This window comes from Mucilaginibacter corticis, assembly GCF_007558865.1.
Taxonomy (GTDB): Bacteria; Bacteroidota; Bacteroidia; order Sphingobacteriales; family Sphingobacteriaceae; genus Mucilaginibacter; species Mucilaginibacter corticis.
Map to the genome: position 1 here is coordinate 1,081,422 of NZ_VLPK01000001.1, position 24,910 is coordinate 1,106,331.

Below are 24,910 nucleotides of genomic sequence, written 5' to 3' on the forward strand. Positions count from 1 at the left end.
GTAAGACATAAGATAATACAAACCGTTTTATTCTAATATGGGATTTTACCAGCCTTGTAAAGTCGGTAAAAGAACAAGGCAAAAACCAGGCACAACATAATAAGATAGTACCCCATCTGTTTATTAAACTCTCTTTGTTTGACGTACATCTTATTACCTTTTTGCAGGAATTGTAAAAAACGGTTTATTCGCTCATCATGTGTATTATCGGTTTCGTAATAATAAGCCGTAACCATATCTCCTTTTTTTAAGCCGTCGATAAGCGGATTTTGATCGTCATTATAAATCTCAAAAGGGTAAGGGTAATTTTCAATGATAAGATAACGATAGGAGCCATAATCACTGTAAGGCAATTTTGGGGTAAGCCTTTTTGTTAATGTCAGTATTTTACCGGAGGCATGTGAGTAATCGCTTTTAGTGCCATTGTTTCTTATTATGAGCCATGTACTGATAATGATCATCACGGCTAAAAACGCAAGCAGAAAGCGTAATTGATGGGGTACATGTACATGCATAAAAGACAACTATTTTATATAGGTAATTATAATTATTTGTAAACAAGAAAAGCGCCTTTTGGGCGCTTTTCTGTAAAATATATATAATGCTTAATTAGGCGGTAGCGGTTTCGGCTTCTAAAGCCATTTGCTCGTCTATCAGGATACGGCCGCAATGCTCGCAAACAATAACTTTTTTGCGTTGACGGATATCAGACTGACGCTGAGGCGGGATCTGGTTAAAACATCCTGAGCATGAATCGCGCTGGATGGTAACAACAGCCAAACCATTTTTAGCATTTTGACGCAGGCGGTTATAAGCAACCAGTAAACGCTCATCAATAGTTACAATGGCTTTCTCTGCTTGTGTGTTTAATTCGTTTTCGTCTTTTTCAGTTTCGGCAGTAATTGTACCTAACTCGTCTTTCTTGGCATCAAGGTCGCTTTTGCGGGCCTCAAGGTCGGCAAGCGCTTTTTCGTAAACCTGGGTTTTTGATGTGATCTCAAAACCATACTCACGGATCTTTTTCTCACTCACCTGTATATCCAAACCTTGTATCTCTATTTCTTTTGAAATAGCGTCATACTCGCGGTTGTTCTTTACTTCGTTAAGCTGAGCTTCGTATTTTTTTGTATTGGCCAGCGCGTCTTTGATCAGGTTTTTGCGGGTAACAATATCGTCCTCCAAATCATCAAGCTCGCTTTTAATTTTTTGTATACGGGTTTCCAAACCTGCAACATCATCTTCAAGGTCGGCAACTTCCATAGGTAATTCACCTCTTATCTGGCGAATTTTATCAATTTTAGTGTGGATGGTTTGTAATTCGTATAACGCTTTAAGCTTTTGTTCTACGGTTTGTTCCATTATTTTGACGGGATTTATACTTGTTTCTTTTTATAATAAACGGATGGCAAAGATACAACTTTTTTAAATTATTTTATAATAGTATTGTAAATTGCTGTTTTTCACCGTCGTAAAGGCTGCCATTTGTTGAATTTCTGCAACAAAAAATTGCCACGGATAAATTTTTTAACTTAAAAATCGGCAGATTTTAAGAAGGCTTTCTTGCTACTGCCGCTACCGGTTTTCGATTAAAAATTGAATAAATCTGTGCCAAACTGTATCATGAGATCAATTTTACAAAATCAATTTACTAACTATCAGTTGTTTACAAAAACAGGTGTACCAAAGTGTTCCATTGGGACACATTCAGTTTGGTACACCTTACACCTGCGTTAAGCAAATAGCTGTTCCTTAAATCATTTGATCTGATAGCCATAATTCAAACACCTACCCATAAAAGCGCCATCAAAAAGTCATTAGTATGACAAACCATGTCGGTTGGTTTTAGTAATTTTGTTACTCGTATAACGTGTCATGACCATTACAAAAGAACAAGTACTGCAAGCATTAAGCAATGTTGAAGAGCCCGATCTGAAAAAGGACCTGGTTACCCTTAACATGATCCAGGATATCGTGATCGACGGCAACCGCCTTAGCTTCTCGGTTATCCTGACCACACCTGCCTGCCCCCTTAAAGCGCTGATAGAGAATGCCTGCCGCAATGCCATAGGTCATTTCATCAGCAAAGAGATTGAGGTGAGTATCAACATGACATCGCGCGTTACCACACAAAAGAACACCGGTGTGCCGGGGGTTAAGAACATCATAGCAGTGGCAAGCGGCAAGGGCGGCGTAGGTAAAAGCACCGTAGCGGTAAACCTGGCGCTTGGCCTGGCCAAAAGCGGAGCCAAAGTGGGCTTGATCGATGCTGATATCTATGGTCCGAGCATCCCCATTATGTTTGGCCTTGAAGGCGCCAAGCCGAGGGCCAGTAATGAAGGAGGCAAAACCCGCATTGAGCCTATAGAAAAGTATGGTATCAAACTGCTGTCGATAGGTTTCTTTACCGACCCTAACCAGCCCGTGCCATGGCGCGGGCCAATGGTATCGACTGCGGTAAAACAACTATTTAATGATGGCGATTGGGGCGAACTGGATTACCTGGTGGTTGACCTGCCGCCGGGTACCGGCGATATCCACATCACCATCACGCAGACGTTCCCGGTTACAGGGGCGGTAATAGTAACCACTCCGCAGGCTGTAGCACTGGCCGATGCCAAGAAGGGTATCGGTATGTTTTTGATGGAAAGCATAAACGTACCACTGCTGGGTATTGTGGAGAACATGGCCTACTTTACTCCTGCCGAGCTGCCTGATAACAAATACTATATATTTGGCCAGGGCGGCGGCAAGAAGCTGGCCGAGCAGTTGGAGGTTCCGTTTTTAGGCGAGATCCCGCTGATAAAAGGCATCAGCGACAGCGGTGACGCTGGTAAACCCATTGTATTAAATCAAGAACATGAGCTGATGGTAAGAGCCTTTACCGAGATGGCAAACCGGGTGGCGCAACAAATATCCATCAATAATGCGCAAGTATTATCTGGAGATATTATAAATAATTAATAACTTTACTTATAAATTAGTAAAAATGAGTTTATTAGAAAGGGTTGAAGCAGCGTTGGACACGATAAGGCCATATCTGGAAACAGACGGGGGCAATGTATCGATAGAAGAGATAACACCCGACAATGTGGTTAGGTTAAAACTGTTAGGATCATGCGGGTCTTGCCCCATGAGTATCATGACACTTAAGGCTGGTATTGAGGGTGCTATACAAAAAGCTGTGCCCGAAATTACAGGTGTTGAGGCCATCAACTTAACCGACATTGATGATCCGGACGCTGTATTGCCGGAGAACATGCGCTAAGTAATGTTAAGTATTGTTAAATCGTTATCCACATAGCGGCAGTACTATTTAGTTTAAAAACTAAAAACTATTTTTACCCGTTGTTAGTAATTATAGCAAAGGCTTAGTAGCATAATGAAATACCTTTTTGGCATATTATTTTTGTTGATATCTGTAACAGCGTTAGCGCAACAAACAGAGCGCCCGCTGGTGCAGTTTAGCGGCGTTACCCACAATGCAGACAGTGCCCGCGTTATTGTGCCTTATGTAAACATTACCAACCTTACTACCCACAAACAGGTTTTTATATCCAATTATGAAGGCTATTTTTCCTTCGTAGCGCATGAGCAGGATACCATCCGTTTTAGCAGTGTAGGCTATAACCCCGTTACTATTGTTTTGGATGCTAACGTACTTTCAAAAAGTATAATAAAAGACATTTTACTTAAACCGCAGATCATTAATCTGCCGGTGTTCCGGGTATTCCCATGGGCCACCACAGATGAGTTCAGGAAAGATTTCTTGTCGATGAAGATAGCTGATGACGACCTGGAAATAGCCCGTAAAAATCTTACACCTGCGTCTATCCGAGCGTTAGAGGCTTCTATGCCGCATTATGGTAACGAGGGTATCAACGTGCAGGATATGCATAACAACCTGGTTAATTCGCACTCTATCACCAATCCGTTGCTTAACCCTTTTGCCTGGGGGAGTTTGATCAGGGATATCTCTGCCGGCGATAAAAGCAACGCGGGTAATTAGTTCCGATCTTTATCGCAAACTGCTAACTAACAACTGCAAACTAAAATCTATCGTCCTTTTTTAACTGCCGGGAATTTCATTTTATAGTCCACGTCTACAATACCTTTAGAGATATCGTTCAGCCTTTTTTCAAGCAGGCGCTTGCGCAGCGGACTCAATTTATCTAAAAACAATTTGCCTTCTATATGATCGTATTCGTGCTGGATAATGCGGGCAGCCATGCCTGAATAAGTTTCTTCATGATGTTTCCAGTCCTCGTCATAATAAGAGATCTTTATGGTAGACAGACGAGATACGTCTTCACGGATATCAGGGATACTCAAACAGCCCTCGTTAAAAGACCATTCTTTACCGGTCTCTTCCAGGATCTGCGCGTTGATAAAAACCTTTTTGAAATCTTTAAGTTCCGGTTCGTCATCGTCAAAAACCGAAGCATCTATTACAAACAAACGCATGGATATACCCACCTGCGGGGCGGCCAAACCAACGCCACGGGCGGCGTACATGGTTTCAAACATATCCTCACACAGTTGTTTGATATGCGGATACTCGGCAGGCTCAATAGCTGTTGCTTTTCTTCTCAAAACCGGGTCGCCGTATGCAATAATAGGTAGTTTCATGAATACAAAATTACAGCTTTATTGCTTAGGCTCAAATAGCAGCGTCATCATTTTACTTTCATCAAATATTTCATTGCTGATGTCAAGCAGCTGATTGGCCGTTACATTGTTAATTTTCTCGAATAATTGCGGCAGCGTATCCACATAATTAAAGTCTACCAGGCTTTTAGCCATAGATATGATCAGGCTCATGCGGTTCTCTTCGGCCAGGGCTATCTGGCCTATAAACTTTTGCTTGTTTTGATGTAATTGCAGTGTGCCCAGCTTTTGCTCGCGCAGCTTCTTTAATTCTTTATGCACCAGTTTTGCGGCCTTCTCCGCCTTTTCGGCATCGGTACCAAAGTAAATGGAAAAGATACCGGTATCGGTAAGGGCAGTATAATTTGATTCTATGGTGTAGGCAATGCCATATTTCTCCCGGATCTCCAGGTTCAGGCGGTTGCTCATGCCCATGCCACCAAGTAGGTTATTTAACAACAGCAAGCCGGTTTTATTTTGGTGCGATGACGAATAGGCCTGGTTGCCAATAATGCAATGTGTTTGCGAAATTGGTTTATGAATGATCTGGCTGCCGCCGATATTGGCATTGGGCGTAACCCTGTTCTTTTTATTATAATTAGGCGCTATGCCGCCAAAATATTTATCGCCCAGTTTAGTCACCTTTTTAAAATCATAATCGCCTATGACGGCAAATATGATCTCGTTGGTGTTGTAATTGGCGGTTATAAATTGCTGCATATCATTGCGGCTAAGCGCGCCTACGGTTTCAGTTGTGCCTAGTATGTTTTTGCCGATGGGGTGATCTTTAAACAGCAGTTCTTCAAAATCGTCCTGGATAGCTTCTTCAGGCTGATCAAGGTATGAGGCTATTTCATCCTGTATCACGCCGCGCTCTTTTTCCAACTCATCTTCGGGGAAGGTAGAGTGAAACACAATATCCTCAAACAGGTCAATAGTACGTTCAAGGTACGGGTTTAAAAACGATGCGTGTATACAGGTATATTCTTTAGTAGTATAAGCGTTCAGGTCGGCACCTACAACTTCAAGTCGGTTAAGGATCTGGTTAGTGTTGCGGCGCTCGGTTTCTTTAAACAACAGGTGCTCGATAAAATGAGCCAGACCTTCCTGTTGAGGCAACTCATCGCGCGAACCGGCGTTAACCAGCAGGCAGCAATGTGTAACCGCCGAAGGCGCGTATTTATACATTACCCGGATGCCGTTAGATAAGGTGTAGAGCTGGTATTCCATCATTGGGTGGCAAAGATAGGGAATTAATAAACAGCTAATCATCAGCTATGAATCATAATAGCTTCGCTTAAAATAAATACATTTAATACTTTAATTTAAAATATAGCTTAGGTAATATTATATTTAAACTTAACTATCAAGTAACAAAACAAGTGTCCGGTTTGTCCAATATGACCCGGTGATTACTGGGCTACACCTTAATAATATAACGATGAACATAAAAATAGCCGATTTGGAATTTGAACCATTAATAACTGCCGAAGAGATCCAAAACCGGATCAAAGAAATTGCTGCCGAACTTAACGCTGATTATAAAGATAAAACACCCATAATTGTTGGTGTTCTTAACGGCTGTTTCATGTTTATGGCCGACCTGGTACGCCATGTAAATGTGCCTTGCGAAACCGCTTTTACCAAGCTATCGTCATATCACGGCGGTACCACCAGTTCCAGAAAAATAAGCCATGATGTTGAGCTGATGGTTGACATTGCCAATCGCCATGTTATAGTAGTTGAAGACATTGTAGACACCGGCAACACACTCGACTATTTTGTGGACAGGCTTAAAGAGCGCAAACCGGCATCGGTAACGGTGGTTGCCCTACTCTTAAAACCCGAAGCGGTTGAATATAGTGTAGAAGAACTGCAACATGTAGCTTTCCAGATCCCTAACGAATTTGTGGTTGGTTATGGTTTAGATTATATGGAGTTGGGCAGGAATTTGGACGGGATTTATAAGCGGGTGGTATGAACCTCAAAAGGTTCTTAATCGCGAGTTTTTTGATATACTGTGCTTTTATTGCTAATGCACAGATACCTAAATTGAAGCCAGATACAACGGCTTATTACATTGAGCGCTCACCTTTTTACAAAGAATTTGCCGGTAAATATGACCTGGTAATCTCACATCATCATGAAGGTGGTTGGTCAATGGATGAGTTTTATTATACGATCCTGGCGTTTAAAGGTAAAAAGCGTTACAAAATTGTATATAGTCTGCGAACAAATTTCAGTAACGACCCACCAAATAAGCCTCAAATTAAAAAGGAACTAATCAATAAGTACACGGCAGATAGCATTCTATCTATTTTTAGCAGCAATAATTTCTGGGGCTTAAATAACGACACACTTGCTATAACCAAATGGGGGAAATACTATGACGTTGATGCTCACCAATATTTAGATAAGGAATTTTATATCTCTGATGGAATTAGTGATGTCTTTGAAACCATTACCAGAGACGGATACCAAATGATATATAGTTATGAGCCCGAATATTATTTTCACAATTTGCCACAAATTAAACAACGCGGCCGGTTATTAAACGCCAAGAGAGCATTTCTATCCCTTTTTCCTAACATTTGGCAGCCGCCAACAAAACAGTAATGCTCAACTTTCTCTATTTGCGGCGTCAGGCAATAGAACGAGGCTTAGGCTTCCTCTACTTCCAACATCCCGCTCAACAACTCCACGGCTTCATCAATACCTTGTACCCCTTCAATACTTAAACGAAGCGTGTCTTTCACTTCTTTTAAATTGGTGCGGCGTGGGTTGGCCTGCACAAAATTGAGTACATTGCGGAAAGCGGCCGTTTCAAAGTACGGCGATTGCTGATTGGTAATAAAGTAGCCGCGCAGTATACCCTTTTTTAATGAGATCTTCTCGAAGCCGATTGCCCGGCCAATCCATTGCAGGCGCATGGTATTTAACAGGTCGTTTACTTGCGGTGGTATCGGCCCAAAGCGGTCATGCAACTGTTGTTGAAACGCCTGTAGCTCGGCCTCGTTTTCGAGTTTTGACAATTCCGAGTATAGATTATACCGTTCTGATAAGCTTGTTACGTATTCGTTAGGGATCAAAATTTCCAGATCGGTGTCTATCTGCGTGAACGCCACGAACGGTCTTGGTTTATCATCAGGGAACAGGCCTTTAAACTCGTCGTCCTTTAATTCATGGATGGCTTCATCCAATATCTTATGGTACATCTCGAAACCTATCTCGGCAATAAAACCGCTTTGCTCGGCACCTAACAGGTTTCCGCTGCCGCGGATGTCCAGGTCGCGCATAGCCACGTTAAAACCACTGCCCAGGTCGCTAAATTCTTCGATGGCGCTCAGGCGCTTACGGGCCTCGTTGGTAAGCGTTGATAGTGGCGGACTCAGCAAGTAACAATATGCCTTTTTGTTGCTCCGGCCCACGCGGCCACGCATCTGGTGCAGATCGCTCAGGCCAAACATGTGGGCGTGGTTAATGATGATGGTATTGGCGTTAGGGATATCCAGTCCGGCTTCGATAATGGTGGTGGTAACCAGTACGTCGTACTCGTTATTCACGAACTTTAACATCACGTCTTCCAGCGCGTCGCCTTCTAACTGTCCGTGCGCTATACCCACGCGCGCACCCGGCACCAGCCTGTGGATCATTCCACCCAGTTGGGGTAGATCGCTCACGCGATTGTGGATAAAGAATACCTGACCGCCACGTTCCAATTCGAACTCTACGGCTTCTTTTATCAGTTTGTCGTTAAATACATGCAGCTCGGTAACCACCGGTTGGCGGTTTGGCGGCGGAGTTGATATGATAGATAAATCGCGCGCACCCATTAACGAAAAATGCAAAGTACGCGGGATCGGCGTAGCGGTTAAGGTAAGCGTATCTACATTGGCGCGCATTTGTTTAAGCTTCTCCTTGGTGCTTACGCCAAATTTTTGCTCCTCATCAATGATCATCAAGCCCAGGTCCTTAAACTTAACGTCTTTACTCACCAGGCGATGTGTACCTATGATGATGTCTACCTTACCTTCTTTCAGTTTTTCTAAAGTTTCCTTGATCTGCTTGCTTGATTTGAACCGGTTAACATAATCAATATTGCAGGGGAACCCTTTTAAACGTTCGCTAAACGTTTTATAATGCTGTGCTGCTAAGATAGTAGTCGGCACTAAAATGGCCACCTGCTTACTATCGGCAACAGCCTTAAACGCCGCACGAACGGCCACTTCAGTCTTGCCAAAACCCACGTCGCCGCAAATCAGGCGGTCCATAGGGTGTGGCGCTTCCATGTCTTTTTTAAAGTCGGTAGTAGCTTTTTCCTGATCGGGAGTATCCTCGTAAATAAAGGAAGCTTCCAGTTCGGTTTGCAGGTAACTGTCCGGCGAAAAAGCATTACCCTGCTGCGATTTACGCACAGCATAAAGCTTGATCAGGTCGCGGGCTATGTCTTTAACTTTTTTTTTTGTGGTTTTTTTCAGCTTCTCCCAGGTGTCGGTACCCAGCTTGTTCATTTTTGGGATGGTACCCTCCTTGCCGCTGTATTTTGAGATACGGTTAAGAGAGTTGATATTGACATATAACAGGTCGTTATCGGCATAAATGAGCCGGATCATTTCCTGCTGCTTGCCGGCAACTTCAACTTTTTCAAGGCCCGCATACTTGCCTATGCCGTGGTCTATATGGGTAACGTAATCGCCGGGCTTGAGTTCGCGCAATTCTTTAAGCGTAATAGCCTGCGAGCGCTGGTAACCTTTTTTAAGCTTGTATTTATAATAGCGGTCAAAGATCTGGTGATCAGTATAAGCAGCCAGTTGCTGCTCGCGGTCAACAAACCCTTCGCGGATACTGATGCTGATCGGCGTAAATTTTACGGTTTTATCCAGATCCTCTAAAATGGCATACAAGCGCTCCACCTGTCGTGCCGAATCGGTGAGGATATAATTCTCGATCTTCTCGGCCTCGTTATTCTTAAAATTGTGGATCAGCAGGCTAAAATCTTTATTGAACGATGGCTGCGGGCGCATGTCAAAGCTCATGGTCGCGTCGGGCTGGTAAAAGAATTGCTTGCCAAACTCAACAACGGCATAGTCATGCAGTTGGTCGGCAATCAGTTTCTCGTCGGTAAAGCCAAATTTAGGGTCTATCCATTCGGGGTTTTGGTTCTTTTCGTCGGCCGATAACGCTTTCCATAACTGGGTAGCCTTTTTATAACCTGACTGGATAATATCGAACGTAAACTGTACGTCCTTTATCCAGATCTGGGTATCGTCGTCGATATATTCAAGCAATGAGATATTGCTTTCGGTTAAAAACTTCGACTGTACGTTTGGTACGATGGTGATACTTTTAACCTGCTCTACAGACAGTTGGCTTTCGATCTCGAACGTGCGGATCGATTCGATCATGTCGCCCCAAAACTCAACGCGATAAGGCAGTTCGTGCGAGAAAGAGAAGATATCTACAATGCCCCCGCGGATAGAAAATTGCCCGGGCTCATAAACAAAGTCAACCCGTTCAAAATCATACTCCACCAAAAACTCGTTGATAAAATCAATGCTGAGCTTATTGGTAACAGCTATCTCGAGCGTGTTTTTTTCAAGTGATGCACGGTCTATTACTTTTTCGGCCAGCGCCTCCGGGTAAGTTACAATGAGCTGTCCAAACTCTGATGAGTGGTTTAACTCATTCAATACCTCGGCGCGCGCTAAAACATTACTGCTGTCGGGCTGGGTAAATTCAAACGGTTTGCGGTATGAGGAAGGGAAAAGCAGAACTTCTTTACCGGTAAGGTTTTCCAGGTCGGCCTGGAAATAGCCGGCTTCTTCGCGTTCTGGTAACACAAACACCATGTGCTTGTGCTGCAAAAAATACAATGCTACCGCCATGGTCGCATCACCCGATCCGACCAAACCACGAAGCTGTATCCTTGGATTTTTTGACGCGTTAAGAGCGGTAGCCAGCGTCTTTATCCTGTCATCAGCTTTATATCTTTCTAATATATCACGGATGTTCAAAACTGCCGCAAATATACGCAAAAAGAGTTTGATACAAGCCTGTTGTTACCTGCAATATCTTGCCAGGCTGGTTTTAGCCCCCGAAAATCCTACAGAGGCTGCCTTATTAATATCGGCGCATGCCCCTTTTTTATCGCCAAAAAAGTATTTTGCTATACCGCGGTTGTTATATGCGTTACCATAATTAGGATTAAGTTTAATAGCCTCATTATACCATTGTATGGCCGTGCCATAGTTAGCCGCAAAGTTGTATGAGTTTCCTAAGTTTAAGAACGCAACCGCATCGTTTGGATTCATAGCAATAGCTTTTTTAAGATCAGCAATTGCTCCTTTATAATCTTTGTGCTGATTTTTTGCGACACCCCTGTTACTGTAGGCTATAGCCAGGGTGTCTGTTATGGAGATAGCTTTATTGCAATCAGCAAGAGCGGCATCAAAATCGCCCTTATAATTTTCTGCAAGTGCCCTGTTGGCATACGCTTCGGCATTATTAGGGTTTAGCGCAAGCGCCTTATCAAAATTAGTCATCGCATCATTAAAGTTTCCGGTCGAGGCCAGAAGGGCTCCAAGTTTAATATATGCGCCCTGGTGTTTTTCGTCCAAGGCAATGGCCTTATTATAATCAGCAACAGCACCCGACAGATCTTTTAAATCAGCTTTCATTACACCACGATTGTAGTAAGCATCAGACCTTTCCGGATCTTCTTCTATAGCTTTTGAAAAATCTGAAATAGCACCATTTTTATCGCTAAGTTTTACTTTTAATAATCCTCTCAGTAAATAAATATCTGCCCTGGGCTTTAATTCAGCGAGTTTGTCATAGTCGCTTATTGCTGCAGGATAATCTTTTATAAATTGTTCAGAATTGGCGCGGTTAAAATAAGCATCGACAAAATCCGGATTAATTTTGATAGCATGATCGTAATCCTTAATAGCATCGCTGTAGTTTTTAATTGCCGCTTTTGTTGTCCCCCGGTTATAATATGCTACCGAATTGGTTGAATCTAATGCTATTGCTTTATCATAATCTGCAATAGCGCCGGGTATGTCATTAGCGTAACGCTTTGCGCTACCTCTGTGGTCAAACATGATCGAGTTGTCATTTTTAATTGAAATGGCCGACGTATAGTCTTTTATAGCGCCCTGGTAATCTTTCAGTTCAAAACGGGCAAGGCCGCGGTGATAATAACTGTCACCGAATGACTTGTCGAGCGCAACTGCCTGGTCATATAATTTTATGGCTTCTGTATAGTCTTGTTTATCAAACTTTTCGTTTCCCTGCCTGACGTAATCTTCAGCTTTTTGGGCGGATGACAATAGGGGCAGAATTAGCAGTAAGAACAGTATTTTCTTCATGGGGATAACCTTATTAGATTCAATAAATTTAAAAGCCTTTTCTTATACCACCAAAAATATCGGCAGGTTAAAACAATATGCTGCTTTAATTCCTTTTTATGATAGTTTAAACAACGTATCATCATACGGGTACGTATTTAGATTAAACTCACAACTTTTAACCTAAATATTAATAAGATGAAAAATGCATTAACATGGGGCGTGGTAATTGGCGTCCTGAGTGCCATCTGGCTATTTGTTACACACGCGCTGGGCTATGATACTGTAACCGAAAAAACAGCGCCGTTTGAGTACATTTCAATACTGATACCAATAATAGGTTTGTTTTTGGGGATTAGCAACTACCGCGCTGTTGATTGCAAAGGAAATATGGGATTTTTAGAAGCGCTGATACAAAGCTTTAAAATATTGTTATTCGGTGGTATCCTGGCGGTTTTTGCGGGGATAGTTTACATTAACTATATACAGGTGGCCAATAATTTTGCCGTATTCTCCGGCCGTATGTTCGCTGCTTTGTTAATTGGATTATTATCGGCTTTAGCAGTATCTTTGATACTGGCAACAAAGTCAAACAAAGTTGATTAAGTTTTTAAGAGCAAATTTCGAGCTTATATTCTGGGTAACGGCCATCATAGCGCTGGCCGTTGCCGATCCTTCTATTGAATCGCAATACACCCTATGCCCGTTAAAATTGATGGGTATAACCTGGTGCCCGGGCTGCGGCATAGGGCATGCCATATCGTGGTTGCTGCATGGTAATCTTGCCAAGTCATGGCATGCGCACTGGCTGGGCGTACCGGCGTTGGGTATAATTGGTTACCGTATTTTTGTTTTGGGGCGACGTTTGTTTGTGCCAAAGCAGGAGTATAAATTTGATGTATAACGGCTAATTCACCGATACCTCTAAATAATCTAACCGTTTTCACCGTCCAAATTCCTTTCCTTACCGATTTGTTAGCTCACCCTGCCCATTTTGCGTAGGCCGATATTTAATACTATCTTAGTTTTGGGGTATAAATAATAAACAAATCACTCAAAAAAACTAAACTATAGAAATCATGGATATGAATCAAAACCCGTATATGAGCCTTTCAGGCATTTCATCTGAAGAATTAGCTCTGTTACAACAGGCTACTGCCGGACTTAATGACGAACAAAAAAAATATTTTTACATGGTTTACTCCGGTAAACGTAAAAGCCCCCAGGATATGCTGATATTCTGTATCATCGGCCTGTGTTTGGTACCGGGCCTGCAAAGGTTCATTACCGGCCAGATAGGAATGGGTATACTTTACTTGTTCACTGCAGGCTTATGTTTTATCGGTTCAATTGTCGACCTGGTAAACCATAAGAAACTGGCTTTGGAATATAACCAAAAACAAGCCTTTAACAGCTACAACATTGCCAAAATGAGCAGCTAATAACCTGTAGGGGCGCATGCCTGCGCTTCGATCTATCATATATTCGAAACTGTAAAGACGCAAAAAGACCTTGCGTCTTTTACTTGTTTAAGGATTTTTGATACTTTTATAAAACCATCTATGCAATCAAAAATCAGTCTTTTTAATCCTTTCAAATGAAACTATCCCAGCTCATCGCTCACCTTGAAACTATCGCCCCGCCTGCTTACCAGGAAGATTATGATAACGCGGGCCTGATCGTAGGTAATCCCGACCAGGATATCCACCAGGTACTGATCTCGCTGGATTGTATCGAGGCCGTAGTTGATGAGGCCATTGCCACCAATTGCCGGGTGATTGTATCGCACCACCCAATAGTTTTTAAAGGCTTGAAACGTTTTAACGGCAAAACCTATGTGGAACGGGTGGTTGAAAAAGCTATCAGGAATAACATAGCGTTATATGCTATACATACTAACCTGGACAGCGTGCTTGATGGTGTAAATGCTAAAATTGGCGAGACTTTAGGATTAGAGAACCTTCGCATATTATCGCCAAAACACGGTATTTTAAAGAAACTGGTTACCTATGTACCTACCAGCCATGTAGACCAGGTACGCAACGCTTTGTTTCATGCCGGGGCGGGCAATATTGGCAACTACAGCGAATGTAGCTTTAACGGCGATGGTACCGGCACATTTAAAGGCAATGAAAACAGCGACCCCTACGTTGGCGTACCCGGCGTGCGCCATACCGAAGAGGAAACCCGGATAGAAACCGTTTATCCCGCCAACCTGGAGAGCAAGATCCTGGTAGCGCTGGTATTGGCGCATCCGTATGAGGAAGTAGCTTATGACCTGTATAACTTGACCAACCAGCACCAGCAGGTGGGTTCGGGCATGATAGGCGAACTGGAACACGCCATGGATGCCGAAGAGTTTTTGTATCACTTAAAAGAAAAGATGCATGCCCATGTGATCAGGCATACCACGTTTACCGGCAGGCAGATAAAACGTGTCGCAGTTTGCGGCGGGGCGGGCGGCTTTTTGTTAAAGCAAGCCATCAGCGCGGGCGCGGATATTTTTGTTACAGCCGACTATAAATACCACGAGTTTTTTGATGCTGAAGGCAAAACCATCATAGCTGACATAGGCCATTATGAAAGCGAGCAGTTTACCCAGCAATTGTTATATGATCTGATCCGCAAAAAGTTTACTGATCTGCCCATGCGTTTAACCAGTGTTAACACCAACCCGGTTAAGTATTTTATGTAATGTTTTGATCGAGCAGGACTGTTGTTTTGATATTGGGTACGATTCTAAAGCAAATTGTTAACAAGGGTAATAACGTCATATCTGAACTTCACATTTGTAATATTTTTGTACGGCCGACCATCTCCCTACGCATTCCTGATCAATTAATTTACCTTTAGCCATGCGGATAAAGATCTGGTACGTATTGTTTGTAATACTCGGTTGCAGTTTCTATGCTGCAGCGCAGCGACATAAAAAACTGATCCGTGTGCTTATCGTCGATGGGTTTAGTAATCACGACTGGAAACAAACCAGCGCGTTAACCAAACAGATCCTCGAAGAATCAAAGCTTTTTACCGTGTCTGTATCCACAACTCCGGGCACTCCCGATGATCCCGCCTGGGAAAATTGGGATCCGCAGTTTGAAAACTATGACGTGGTGATTCAAAATACCAATAATATTCAAAGCCCTGCATTAAAATGGCCGGTGCGGGTACAACAGCACCTGGAGCGATATGTACGGGATGGCGGCGGCCTTTATGTGCTTCATTCTGCCAACAATGCCTTTCCGGACTGGCCGGCTTATAACGACATGATCGGCCTTGGCTGGCGATCAAAAGATGTTGGGTATGCTTTGCAATTTGATGCTAATAACCATATTGATTCCATCGCGCCCGGACAGGGCGAGGGCACCAACCACGGTGAACGGTTTAATGCTGTCATCAATATAATCAACAGGCATCCCATCAACATGGACTATCCGCAAAAATGGAAAACTGTTTCTATGGAAGTGTACAGGTACGCGCGTGGGCCTGCAAAAAACTTAACCGTACTGTCTGTAGCTACCGATAGTGTAACACATAAAATATGGCCGGTTGAATGGATTGTTAAATATGGCAAGGGCCGGGTTTATGCGTCCAGCATGGGGCATTTATGGCCCGGTGACGTATACCCGCCGGCATACCGTTGCGTCGGCTTTGAAACTACCATGATCCGCGTAGCGGAATGGCTGGCAACTAAAAAAGTTACCTATGCTGTCCCGGCTAATTTCCCAACTGCAGCAAATATAAGCTTGCGCCCTGAAACCGATTTCCCGCTAAAGAAAAACTAGTCTGACGGGATGCTTGTCTTTGCGATGGGCGCAAAACTTAACAAAGGCTTAGGTATAAACCGGGCGATGCACCGCTTGCATTGGGCCATAAAAATAATGTTTTGTTTCACTCGAGTGTGAAACAAATGAAACATGTGAAACAAGATGTTAAGCTAATCGTTTGGTTATTAGTCTTTTAAAAAAAGACAGTGAAACAAAATGAAACAACTTATAAGTCAGTAAAATGTAAGTTAAATGCCGATAAATATCTGATAATAAAAGCATTATAATGAAAACTCTTGCTTTGCGGATCTCTCGGATAGGAACTGCGGGACAGCAATATAGTCCGTTGGTATGGATAAATGTTGGTCATCCCCATCCTTTACTAGCATATTTAAATAATTACGGAAAGTTTTCTTTGTTAAATATTTATCTATATTTGCATTGTCTATAAGAACTATAGATTTAATATAAATTGATAAACGTATTATTAAATAGAACGCTGTTCACTACCCGAATGTCCTTTTCTCAAAAGGTCATGTGTAGCTGTTGTTGTTAAATTTTTAAGCAAGGCTATACCCTATCAGCCCTGCTGCAATAACAATCGAGTTTTCTATTTAATAAAGTTTCCATGTCAACGTCACATCGTCAACCATCAAAACGGTTGATATCGCTCATAAATCACCCCCACAATAGCTTAAAAAGCAACCTGGTATTGTTAGTGTTCATCGCAGCTGTCACCCTATTATTTAGCTCGTGGGGCAATGCCAGGTATAGCATGGGGGGCTATAATGCCGGGCAGTTGGCTATAACTGATCATGTGCTGCATACAGGCAAAAACGTTTTAAATTATAAGGCAACAACAGGCTATATGCCACTTGTTGATAAGCAAAGTAAACCGCTGGCCAATATATTTTATGTGGCTTACACGGCAGGTAACGCTACAGATAATACCCGCCCGGTAACCTTTGTTTTTAATGGCGGCCCTGGTTCTGCGGCTATCTGGTTACATATGGGATCCTTTGGGCCGGTGCGCGTATTGTTTAAGAATGATAAAGGCGATGCGCCCGAAAAATCAGAGGCCTATGCCGATAATCCGTATTCGTGGCTGGGCTTTACCGACCTGGTTTTTATTGATCCGGTGGCTACCGGTTACAGCCGCGCGCAGGAAGATGTAAACGTTAAACAGTTTTATAGCTATAAAAATGACGTGGCATCTATAGGTGAATTTATCAGGCTATACTTAGAAAAAAACAACAGACAAAACAGCCCTAAGTTTTTAGCCGGCGAAAGCTATGGTGCCGTACGCGCTATTGGCCTGGCCGAATATTTACAGGATAATTATAAGGTAACATTAAACGGCATTACGCTTATTTCGCCGGCGCTTAACTACCAGCTCATTAAATTTAATGATACCAATCAGCAACCTTATAGTTATTACCTGCCATCATACGCGGCAGCGGCACAATACCATCACCGATTAGCACCGGCACTACAACAATTGCCTGTTCAACAATTGGTTGCCAAAGTAACGGCGTTTGCCCGGGGTTCTTACAGTTTGTTTTTAAGTGAGGGTAATTCTGCGCCGGAAAGCCTAACCAATAAAGTGATCGATTCGCTTCATTATTTTACCGGGTTATCTGAAGAAACACTTCGCCGTGCACACGGTCGAATTACTGATAACCAGTTTTGCCGGGCATTATTAAGGTCAGACAGTTTGACGATAGGCACATTTGATAGCCGCTTTACAGGTGCTGCCGCTAACGCAGACCCCAGCGAAAATAACTTGCGCGGTTTATTTACCCACGCGTTTAACAATTACATTGTCAACGGCCTGCAGTATCAAAATAACCTGCCCTACAAAGCAACGGTCGCAATTGGCGACTGGGATTATGGTACCCGCAAAACAAACAGTTACCTGGATATTTCTGAGACATTAAAAAAGGTGATGGTCCAAAATCCCCTGCTTAAAATAAATATAGCTGCCGGTTATTATGACCTGGCAACACCGGTTAACACAACCGCTTATGTGATAGATCACCTGGGGTTGTCGCCTCAACTACGCGGCAATATCAGCATAGATCACTATGAATCGGGGCACATGATCTACATCAGCAAAACGGCTAATCATCAGTTCAGGCAAAATGCCGAAAAGTTTTATCAGACCGCCTTATAAATAGCTAAGCAAATCATCTTAAACAGCCGACGGTATATACACAAAGAAACTTGAACCCTGTCCCGGTGTGCTTTCAAAGCCTATACTACCGTTTTGCCGCTCTATAAACTCTTTGCATAAGGTAAGGCCCAGGCCAACCCCTTTTTCGTTATCTGTACCAAAGTCGGGCTGGGCAGTTAAAGAAAATATTTTGTCCTGTTTATCAAGTGCTATCCCCTTGCCGTTATCGCTGACGGTTATCTTACAAATCTGCCCCTCCGGTTGCGCGGTAATGTTGATCATGCCATTGTTGTGGGTAAATTTAATGGCATTACTGATCAGGTTACGTACTACCAGTTGCAGCATATTTACATCAGCAACTACCACCAGCGCCGGGTCAATTTCGTAGTTCAATGCAATGCCTTTTTTGTTAGCCTGCATAATACCCATGTCTAATGTGCTTTTCATGATTTGCAGCAGATTTGTAGGTGCCAGGTTAACCATCGGGCCTTCCATTTGCGATTTAGACCATTGCAGCAAATTGGTAAGCATATCCATTGTGCTGTTGGTGGCGGCAAGCAGGTCCTGTTCTATCGCTACGCGTATTTTGCTGTCTAAATGATTTCCGTTAAGCAATTGCAGGTAACTTTGAATGTTATGCAGCGGTGCCCGCATATCATGCGATATGATGGACATCAGTTTATTCTTTTCGGCATCGCTTGTTTCTATCTGCTCTTTTTGAAGTAATATTTGCCGGTTCTGGGTTTCAATAGCTATGGCTTTTTCTTCGGCTGCTACGCGCTCTTTATCGTAGTTTTTGCGCAGGTATTTAATAACGATGTAGATGGTTATCACCGGCATCGGGAAAGCTGTGATCCTGTCAATCAGTTCCCCTTTTCCGGCAGTGAACGGGTGCTTTACCCACATAGGGTTACAGTAAGCCACCAGGTGTAAAACCAGGAAAAGCACAATGTAAGCAAGTAACCACGCCAGGTGCTGACGGTAAGGTGAAATGGCAAACACCAGCAGCAAATAGGCCGGCCATATAATATCAGTTGAGCCATTAATGCCCGAATTAGCAAAATAATTAATTGAAAATATGACTATCGCTGTTATGCCGAATAAAATGCTGCTGTGGGGGTTTTGCTTAAAACGCGAATTGTAGTATTGATACAAAAAGATCAAACTAACCAAAAGCGCGGACAAGGCAGCCACATAAAGACCGGCGAAAAGATTATAAGGAATATAGAGCGCAGCCAGCACCATTAAACCCATGCTAATGGAGTGAAAGATCCTGCTTTCTAAAGAAAAAACCGACGAATTACCTATTAGCTTAGCCCAGGCCCCATTTATTGTTTCAATCATAGTCTAATAGAAGCGTCTAAATTAATGATTTCATTTTTAAACACGCTCCTTATGCACTACGCAGATATGAATATATTAATTGCCTCGAATGAAGAAAATAATTCCATCGCCTGCCCTTGATTATAGAAAACAGGTAACCATATACAAAACAGGCCTTTCAGATCATCTCTGAAAGGCCTGTTGGTTTAAAGCGATTAAAAAGATGCTTTAAGCCTTATCATAAGCCTGTTGCAGCGCGCCGGCATCAACCTTTGTCATGCTCATAAAGACTTTCAGGACACTTTCTACCTGCTCACGGTTGCCATTTTTCAGCGCATCAAACATTACTGTGGATGCAACCTGCCATGATACACCATATTTATCTTTCAGCCAGCCGCATTGACCGGGTTTACCCCCTTCTGTAAGCGCCGACCAGTAGTGATCTATCTCTTCCTGTGTTTCGCAGGGTATCAATAGCGATACTGCATCGCTAAATGCAAAACCGTGTGGGTGAGCGCTATCCATAGCGGCAAGCCATGTACCGTTTACATAAAAATCAGCATACATGAGTGTTCCGGCTTTGTCAGGCCCCATGTCTTCAGGGCGCGGAGCGGTGGTGCCGCGCTTGCCGTCTTTAAATACCGAGCAATAAAAGTCCATTGCCTTGCCTGCATCGCCGGCTACGTCGCCTGTAAACATCATACATGGAACTATCACCGGCCTTTCCTCGCCCGTTGGGTTGGTAAGAATCAATTGCCATGATACGCCGTATTTATCAGCCACCCAGCCATAACGTTCGCTAAATGGATAGCGGTCAAGCGGCATCATTATATTTCCGCCTTCGGTTAATTTATTCCATACTTCATCGATGCGTTTTGCGGCATCAGGATCGCGCGAGGGGTCGAAGTTGATCATGAATGAGATAGAAGGATCTATTTTTAGCCCCTGTCCGGCACTTATCCCCAGAAAAGGCTGGCCCGCAAGGGTAAATTCCACTATTTCGCATTCTACGCCGGGTCCCGGGAAATGGTTAACATAGTCAACCGCCGAGCCGGGCATTAGCGATGTATAAAATTCAGCTGCTTCTTTAGCTTTGTCCTGGTCGAACCAGATGTGTGGTTTAATGACTGCCATAAGTAATTGATTTATTATTCAAATTTAAACGAATAAGCAGAAAGCAGTCGGGGGTATACGGGACATTTAAAGGGTTAATTGCGACAAATGCAATAATTCATATCTGTATGGCTTAATTTAGATCTGGAAAAACAACAAGCCATGGAAGAAAAGCAAATACGCGAAGCCCTGAATGCACACTGGCATGCATCTGCAGCAGGAGATATAAACGCGGAACATGATATTTACGATGATGGCGTGATCTGTGATTACCCGCAATCGGGAGAGCGTATCATGGGAAGAAGCAATTTACAGGCATTACGGAGCCATCACCCGGGAAAGCCATCGGGTTTTAAGGTTAAGCGTATTGTGGGTCAGGGTGATGTTTGGATTACAGAGTATACCATCAATTATCAGGGTCAATCAGCATATACAGTAAGCATTATGGAGTTTAATAACGGTAAGGTGGTGCATGAAACACAATATTTTGCAGACGCTTTCGAGGCGCCAGCCTGGCGAAGCCAATGGGTTAAGCGGATGGATTGAGAAGATAAATTGTAATACAATAAACAGTAGTGCCTTATGAAAACATTGGCAAAATTTAAAGAATCATTGAGTTTGGCACAACCGGATAATGGCCTATCCGTACCGCTAAAAAGCCTTTGGTATGATGGCAAAGGCGATTGGCAACGGGCTCATGCCCAAGTTGATCATTTAACAGACCGCGAATCGGCATGGGTGCATGCCTACCTGCACCGTAAAGAAGGAGATATATGGAACGCTGATTATTGGTATAGCAAGGCACATAAAACCCGCCCTAATGTGTCTTTACAGGAAGAATGGGAGCAATTAGTGCTGCACTTTCTATGATCGGCTTTGGGCTTGTGTTTCTTTTCAGAAATACCTTGTCGCCATTTTTAGACAACAAGATAATTTCTGAAAAACTTGAAAAGGTTTAAGGTGATAATATCTATTTATAAGTGTACGTGTAGTTAAACGAGAAGTGCGTAGTAACAGCGGTAAAATAAGTTTCTTTTGATGGGCACAAAGAAACAGGAAGCGCCGAAAAAGTACTTACGATTTTGTTGCAAATGCTTTTGATTTTGTTGCATTTGAAGGTAATTTTTGGATGTTTTTATATACAAACCACCTTAACGCAAAAAGCCACCAATTGAAAGATTGATGGCTTTTGAATATCACTGTCCGTAAGTAATTTTAACGATAGTTGTTTTTACTTCCTGGTTAGTTTGTATCGCAGGTGCGTTGTCAGGTCAGACGGTATTACCTCTGCAATTTGAATGTCGTATTTGTCTTTGTCAATACCTTCAAACAACCGGATACCGATCCCTAAAAAAACAGGGGCAATGTGAATTAGAAATTCGTCCACAAGCCCGGCATTCAGGTATTGTTGAATAGTATCTGCACCACCCTGTATCCTGATGTCTTTGCCTTTGGCCGATTGTTTTGCTTTCTCTAATGCGCTTTCTATACCGTCATTAATAAAGTAGAAAGTTGTGGTTCCTTTCTGTACCCATGGTTCCCGTTCTTCGTGTGTTAGTACATAAACATCCGTTTTGTACAGATCTTCTGCCCAATGTACTTCGCCTTCTTCAAACATCCGTTTCCCCATAATGTATGCGCCTGTCCTTGCAAACACATCGTCAATTATTACGCTGTCCGCGCCGTATTCTTCACCGCGGCCATCCATATTAATATTTTTCCAGAATGCCTTTTGTTTAAACATCCACGTGTGGATTTTTGGCGAAACGCCGCCCATCGGGTTGTCCGGTCCCCTGTTATCACCTGCAAAAAAGCCATCAAGTGAAATTCCGCTGTCAAATATGATCTTGCTCATTATGTTACTATGGTTTATTAAAGTTAATGTTATTTGCCGGTATGGCTTTGAATGTTCTTGGTGCAAACTTAAATAATACCCCGTACAGATATGCGGGCCACGCGGGACAATGTGCAGGGGCTAACAGGACTTAGCAATATATGTTGGCAGAAACGGCACAAGTATCGTATCAGAATAAACAATCCACTTAATACGAAAAGCCTCTGATCTTTTGATCGGAGGCTTTTAATTTGGTAGGCGCAGGGCTACTGTATAAACTTGAATTGTCGTTATAACCCCTTTACAATTGCCAGGGATTTTCCAACATGGTCTGTAGGCGAAATGTGATCGGTTGCTGATGAAAACACAGCTATGATTTTACCGTCTTTGCCGATAACATAAGTAGTACGGGGGATAAAACCGTGATTAACCTCCAGGCCTTGAACATCTTTCATTCCAATTTTGGGCGGCGACATCACCAATCCATAGGTTTGTGCAATTTTGCCCCCCTCGTCTGATGCTACCGCGAACTTGCCTGCACAATAACTCGGGTCAGAAGAAAACTTATTCAGTCGTTGAATATCATCTCCGGATACACCGATAATGGTAGTTCCGGCAGCGGTGAATTTTTCTTTTTGTTCGGCAAATTCGTGCGCTTCGGCATCGCAGCCACCAGTATAAGCCGACGGATAGAAGTAAACTACAACCGGCCCTTTAGCAAGGGCTTTCTTTAATGAAAAGCTAAATTCGCTGCCGGCCAGGCTGGCCTTGGCGGTAAATACAGGTGCTGCATCTCCCTTTGTCAGCATCTTTGTTTGGGCAAAGCCGGATTGGGTAATCAGTAGTGAAAAGCCGATAACTAAAAGCAGCAGTTGATAATATTTTTTGATCATGGCAGATGGTTTTAATTTGTTAATGTTGTTGTTATCAAAGCTACGATACTCTGCAGGATTAGGTTGTCTGTCATTAAAATTTTACCGGGGGTAATACAATAGCATTGAATCCATGCAATTTACCGCCGGTTACCTCCGCGTCACCGTTTTTATGACGCATTTCGCCGATAATTTATTTGCTTATGATCTGGCTGTGTGTACATTTGGATCATAAACTCAAAACTATCGACCACGTTATCATCTGTAACATTAACCGCGTAAGCAACTCTAATATTCAATAAACACCTACCATGAAAAAAGCTATAGCAGCACTTTTAATCTCGGCAACAGTTTTTGCCGTTGGCTGTAACCAGGATCGCCCTGCACAAAACAACGTCACCGTAGAAAGCAGTAATACACCGGCTGGTTTTGACGTAAACAAACTGGCACAACTGGTAAAAACCAGCACCGACCCGCAAACTTTAGAAAAAGGTATTAACAACCCATCAAACCATATCAATAACCTTGACCTGGATAAAGACGGCAATGTGGATTATCTGAAAGTTGTAGAGGGCGACCGTAACCGTTTAGACGTAATTGATAATGTAAGCAATACAGATTCGGTAACCATTGCACGCATTAAAGTTGACCCAAGCGCCGACAATAATACGGCCGATCTGAGCGTACGAGGTAACCCTGATTATGTGGGCTATAATAACTACTACCACTCGTCATTTACCTTTACAGACTTTTTATTGTTAAGTTATTTGATGCGCCCGCATAGCTATTATATGCCGATGTATCATTACGGTTATTACCCATCCTATTATACCCGTACCCGTACCATTAGCACATTCAGGCCAACTACCTCATCTGCTATGTCAACAAGAAGTTTCCGTGGTAGCTTAAGCAACCCGGGCAGGTCGCAACGGTCGTTCGGTGTTCGCAGCAGCGGTTCCCCGGTACGCAGTGGTGGTTTTGGCAGCAGTTCAAGGCGTTCAAGCGGCTTTGGTAGCAGCAGTGGCTTTGGCCGCAGAAGCTTTGGCGGCAGCCGTGGCGGATTTGGCCGCAGAAGATAATTTTAATCAGCAGTAAACTTTAAAACACATATAAAAATTAACACAATGAGCATATTTGATAGACTATTCCGCATAGGCAAAGCAGAAGCTAACGCCGCGGTTGACAAAATTGAAGACCCTTCAAAAATGGCCGCGCAGATTTTACGCGAACTACGGGAAAACTACCAGCAGGCAATACAGGGCGAAGCCGAAATTAAAGCGCTTGCCTTACAACATCGCGCCAGCGAACTGCAATACTGTAACAGCGCTGCCGACTGGGAAAAGAAGGCAAACGATTTGTTAGACCGTGTTGAAAGCAAGCAATTGGATGAAGCAAAAGGTAACGAGCTGGCCATCAAAGCGGCCGAAGCACACCAAGCCGCTTTAAACGAAGCCGACCAGTTTGCAAAAATGGCCGAGAAAGAAGAAAGCGCCGTAGCGGTAATGGATCTGAAGATAAAACAAATTAAAGACCAGATAGCCGAAACCGAAAACCGCGCTCAATTGATCAACTCAAGGGCAAAAACTGCCGAGGTATCTGAAAAGATAAACAAAACGCTTTCTGATGTAGACACCGATGGCTTAATGGCAACCTTGAACCGAATGGATGAAAAGGCATCGGCGCAAGAATTCCGCGCGGCTGCTTACGCACAGATAGATGATTCAACTTTATCTACTGAGCAGGAGATCAATAAAGTTTTAAATAACAGCAGTTCATCAAGCGCGCTTGATGCAATTAAAGCTAAAAGAGCTCAGGCACAGAATTAATATACAGCA

The 24,910-nt window shown here is 43.1% G+C and carries 25 protein-coding genes; 15 read left to right on the top strand and 10 right to left on the bottom strand.

Translation table 11 applies throughout. The annotated features are described in order from the left end of the window. Positions 1-32: 32 nt before the first annotated feature. Together FO440_RS04685 and FO440_RS04690 are read right to left on the bottom strand one after the other, a co-directional pair. Positions 33-515, bottom strand: coding sequence for a hypothetical protein (locus tag FO440_RS04685; protein ID WP_144247057.1), 483 nt, complete (start codon positions 513-515; stop codon positions 33-35). Positions 516-609: 94 nt separating this feature from the next. Then, positions 610-1,359, bottom strand: a complete 750-nt coding sequence (locus FO440_RS04690; protein ID WP_144247058.1) for a zinc ribbon domain-containing protein — start codon at positions 1,357-1,359, stop codon at positions 610-612. A gap of 513 nt (positions 1,360-1,872) precedes the next feature. Between FO440_RS04690 and FO440_RS04695 the strand changes: the two genes are divergently transcribed. The 3 genes from FO440_RS04695 to FO440_RS04705 all read left to right on the top strand — a co-directional run bounded on the left by FO440_RS04695 (position 1,873) and on the right by FO440_RS04705 (position 4,006). Next, positions 1,873-2,961, top strand: coding sequence for an Mrp/NBP35 family ATP-binding protein (locus FO440_RS04695; protein ID WP_144247059.1), 1,089 nt, complete (start codon positions 1,873-1,875; stop codon positions 2,959-2,961). Between the two features lie 25 nt (positions 2,962-2,986). Further along, on the top strand, positions 2,987-3,265 hold the full coding sequence (locus FO440_RS04700) for a NifU family protein (RefSeq protein WP_144247060.1): 279 nt from the start codon (positions 2,987-2,989) through the stop codon (positions 3,263-3,265). Between the two features lie 114 nt (positions 3,266-3,379). After that, positions 3,380-4,006 (top strand): peptidase associated/transthyretin-like domain-containing protein, encoded by a 627-nt coding sequence (locus tag FO440_RS04705; RefSeq protein WP_144247061.1) that lies wholly within the window; start codon positions 3,380-3,382, stop codon positions 4,004-4,006. Positions 4,007-4,053: 47 nt separating this feature from the next. Here FO440_RS04705 and def read toward each other — a convergent pair whose 3' ends face one another. Further along, the gene (def, locus tag FO440_RS04710; RefSeq protein WP_144247062.1) at positions 4,054-4,626 is read right to left on the bottom strand and encodes a peptide deformylase; all 573 of its coding nucleotides are present in this window, start codon (positions 4,624-4,626) and stop codon (positions 4,054-4,056) included. Positions 4,627-4,644: 18 nt separating this feature from the next. Then, positions 4,645-5,874 carry a M16 family metallopeptidase gene (locus FO440_RS04715; protein WP_144248202.1) on the bottom strand — a complete coding sequence of 410 codons (1,230 nt, stop codon included), beginning with the start codon at positions 5,872-5,874 and terminating at the stop codon, positions 4,645-4,647. A gap of 211 nt (positions 5,875-6,085) precedes the next feature. Between FO440_RS04715 and hpt the strand changes: the two genes are divergently transcribed. Next, positions 6,086-6,625 carry a hypoxanthine phosphoribosyltransferase gene (gene hpt / locus FO440_RS04720; RefSeq protein ID WP_144247063.1) on the top strand — a complete coding sequence of 180 codons (540 nt, stop codon included), beginning with the start codon at positions 6,086-6,088 and terminating at the stop codon, positions 6,623-6,625. After that, the gene (locus FO440_RS04725) at positions 6,622-7,260 is read left to right on the top strand and encodes a hypothetical protein (RefSeq protein WP_144247064.1); all 639 of its coding nucleotides are present in this window, start codon (positions 6,622-6,624) and stop codon (positions 7,258-7,260) included. Before hpt ends, FO440_RS04725 begins: the two co-directional genes overlap by 4 nt. A gap of 44 nt (positions 7,261-7,304) precedes the next feature. Here FO440_RS04725 and mfd read toward each other — a convergent pair whose 3' ends face one another. Both mfd and FO440_RS04735 read right to left on the bottom strand, forming a co-directional pair. Beyond that, entirely contained in the window at positions 7,305-10,658 is a 3,354-nt protein-coding gene (gene mfd, locus FO440_RS04730; protein ID WP_144247065.1) for a transcription-repair coupling factor, read from the bottom strand. A gap of 45 nt (positions 10,659-10,703) precedes the next feature. After that, positions 10,704-12,014 (bottom strand): tetratricopeptide repeat protein, encoded by a 1,311-nt coding sequence (locus FO440_RS04735; protein WP_144247066.1) that lies wholly within the window; start codon positions 12,012-12,014, stop codon positions 10,704-10,706. A 177-nt stretch (positions 12,015-12,191) separates the two neighbouring features. On the opposite strand from FO440_RS04735, the gene FO440_RS04740 reads away from it, so the two are divergent. From FO440_RS04740 to FO440_RS04765, 6 genes are all read left to right on the top strand, one after another. Then, positions 12,192-12,599 carry a DUF4199 domain-containing protein gene (locus FO440_RS04740; RefSeq protein WP_144247067.1) on the top strand — a complete coding sequence of 136 codons (408 nt, stop codon included), beginning with the start codon at positions 12,192-12,194 and terminating at the stop codon, positions 12,597-12,599. Next, a complete protein-coding gene (locus FO440_RS04745; protein WP_246104173.1) occupies positions 12,592-12,897 on the top strand; it encodes a DUF2752 domain-containing protein in 306 nt (101 codons plus the stop codon). Before FO440_RS04740 ends, FO440_RS04745 begins: the two co-directional genes overlap by 8 nt. Positions 12,898-13,072: 175 nt before the next feature. After that, positions 13,073-13,435, top strand: coding sequence for a TM2 domain-containing protein (locus tag FO440_RS04750; protein ID WP_246104174.1), 363 nt, complete (start codon positions 13,073-13,075; stop codon positions 13,433-13,435). A 155-nt stretch (positions 13,436-13,590) separates the two neighbouring features. Continuing rightward, on the top strand, positions 13,591-14,688 hold the full coding sequence (locus FO440_RS04755; protein ID WP_144247068.1) for a Nif3-like dinuclear metal center hexameric protein: 1,098 nt from the start codon (positions 13,591-13,593) through the stop codon (positions 14,686-14,688). 160 nt (positions 14,689-14,848) lie between these two features. Beyond that, positions 14,849-15,778, top strand: coding sequence for a ThuA domain-containing protein (locus FO440_RS04760; protein WP_144247069.1), 930 nt, complete (start codon positions 14,849-14,851; stop codon positions 15,776-15,778). Positions 15,779-16,388: 610 nt separating this feature from the next. Next, complete coding sequence (locus tag FO440_RS04765) at positions 16,389-17,933, top strand: S10 family peptidase (RefSeq protein ID WP_144247070.1); 1,545 nt, start codon at positions 16,389-16,391, stop codon at positions 17,931-17,933. 18 nt (positions 17,934-17,951) lie between these two features. Here FO440_RS04765 and FO440_RS04770 read toward each other — a convergent pair whose 3' ends face one another. Beyond that, entirely contained in the window at positions 17,952-19,277 is a 1,326-nt protein-coding gene (locus tag FO440_RS04770) for a sensor histidine kinase (protein ID WP_144247071.1), read from the bottom strand. Between the two features lie 207 nt (positions 19,278-19,484). Next, positions 19,485-20,390 carry a VOC family protein gene (locus FO440_RS04775; protein WP_144247072.1) on the bottom strand — a complete coding sequence of 302 codons (906 nt, stop codon included), beginning with the start codon at positions 20,388-20,390 and terminating at the stop codon, positions 19,485-19,487. A gap of 141 nt (positions 20,391-20,531) precedes the next feature. Between FO440_RS04775 and FO440_RS04780 the strand changes: the two genes are divergently transcribed. After that, complete coding sequence (locus FO440_RS04780) at positions 20,532-20,915, top strand: nuclear transport factor 2 family protein (protein ID WP_144247073.1); 384 nt, start codon at positions 20,532-20,534, stop codon at positions 20,913-20,915. A 36-nt stretch (positions 20,916-20,951) separates the two neighbouring features. Continuing rightward, the gene (locus FO440_RS04785) at positions 20,952-21,239 is read left to right on the top strand and encodes a hypothetical protein (protein WP_144247074.1); all 288 of its coding nucleotides are present in this window, start codon (positions 20,952-20,954) and stop codon (positions 21,237-21,239) included. Between the two features lie 361 nt (positions 21,240-21,600). Here FO440_RS04785 and FO440_RS04790 read toward each other — a convergent pair whose 3' ends face one another. Together FO440_RS04790 and FO440_RS04795 are read right to left on the bottom strand one after the other, a co-directional pair. Further along, complete coding sequence (locus tag FO440_RS04790) at positions 21,601-22,224, bottom strand: dihydrofolate reductase family protein (protein ID WP_144247075.1); 624 nt, start codon at positions 22,222-22,224, stop codon at positions 21,601-21,603. A gap of 269 nt (positions 22,225-22,493) precedes the next feature. After that, the gene (locus FO440_RS04795) at positions 22,494-23,096 is read right to left on the bottom strand and encodes a peroxiredoxin (protein ID WP_144247076.1); all 603 of its coding nucleotides are present in this window, start codon (positions 23,094-23,096) and stop codon (positions 22,494-22,496) included. A gap of 290 nt (positions 23,097-23,386) precedes the next feature. Here FO440_RS04795 and FO440_RS04800 point away from each other — a divergent pair, with 290 nt between their 5' ends. Next, complete coding sequence (locus tag FO440_RS04800) at positions 23,387-24,154, top strand: hypothetical protein (protein WP_144247077.1); 768 nt, start codon at positions 23,387-23,389, stop codon at positions 24,152-24,154. Between the two features lie 45 nt (positions 24,155-24,199). Then, positions 24,200-24,901, top strand: coding sequence for a PspA/IM30 family protein (locus tag FO440_RS04805; RefSeq protein WP_144247078.1), 702 nt, complete (start codon positions 24,200-24,202; stop codon positions 24,899-24,901). The last annotated feature ends 9 nt before the right edge of the window (positions 24,902-24,910 follow it).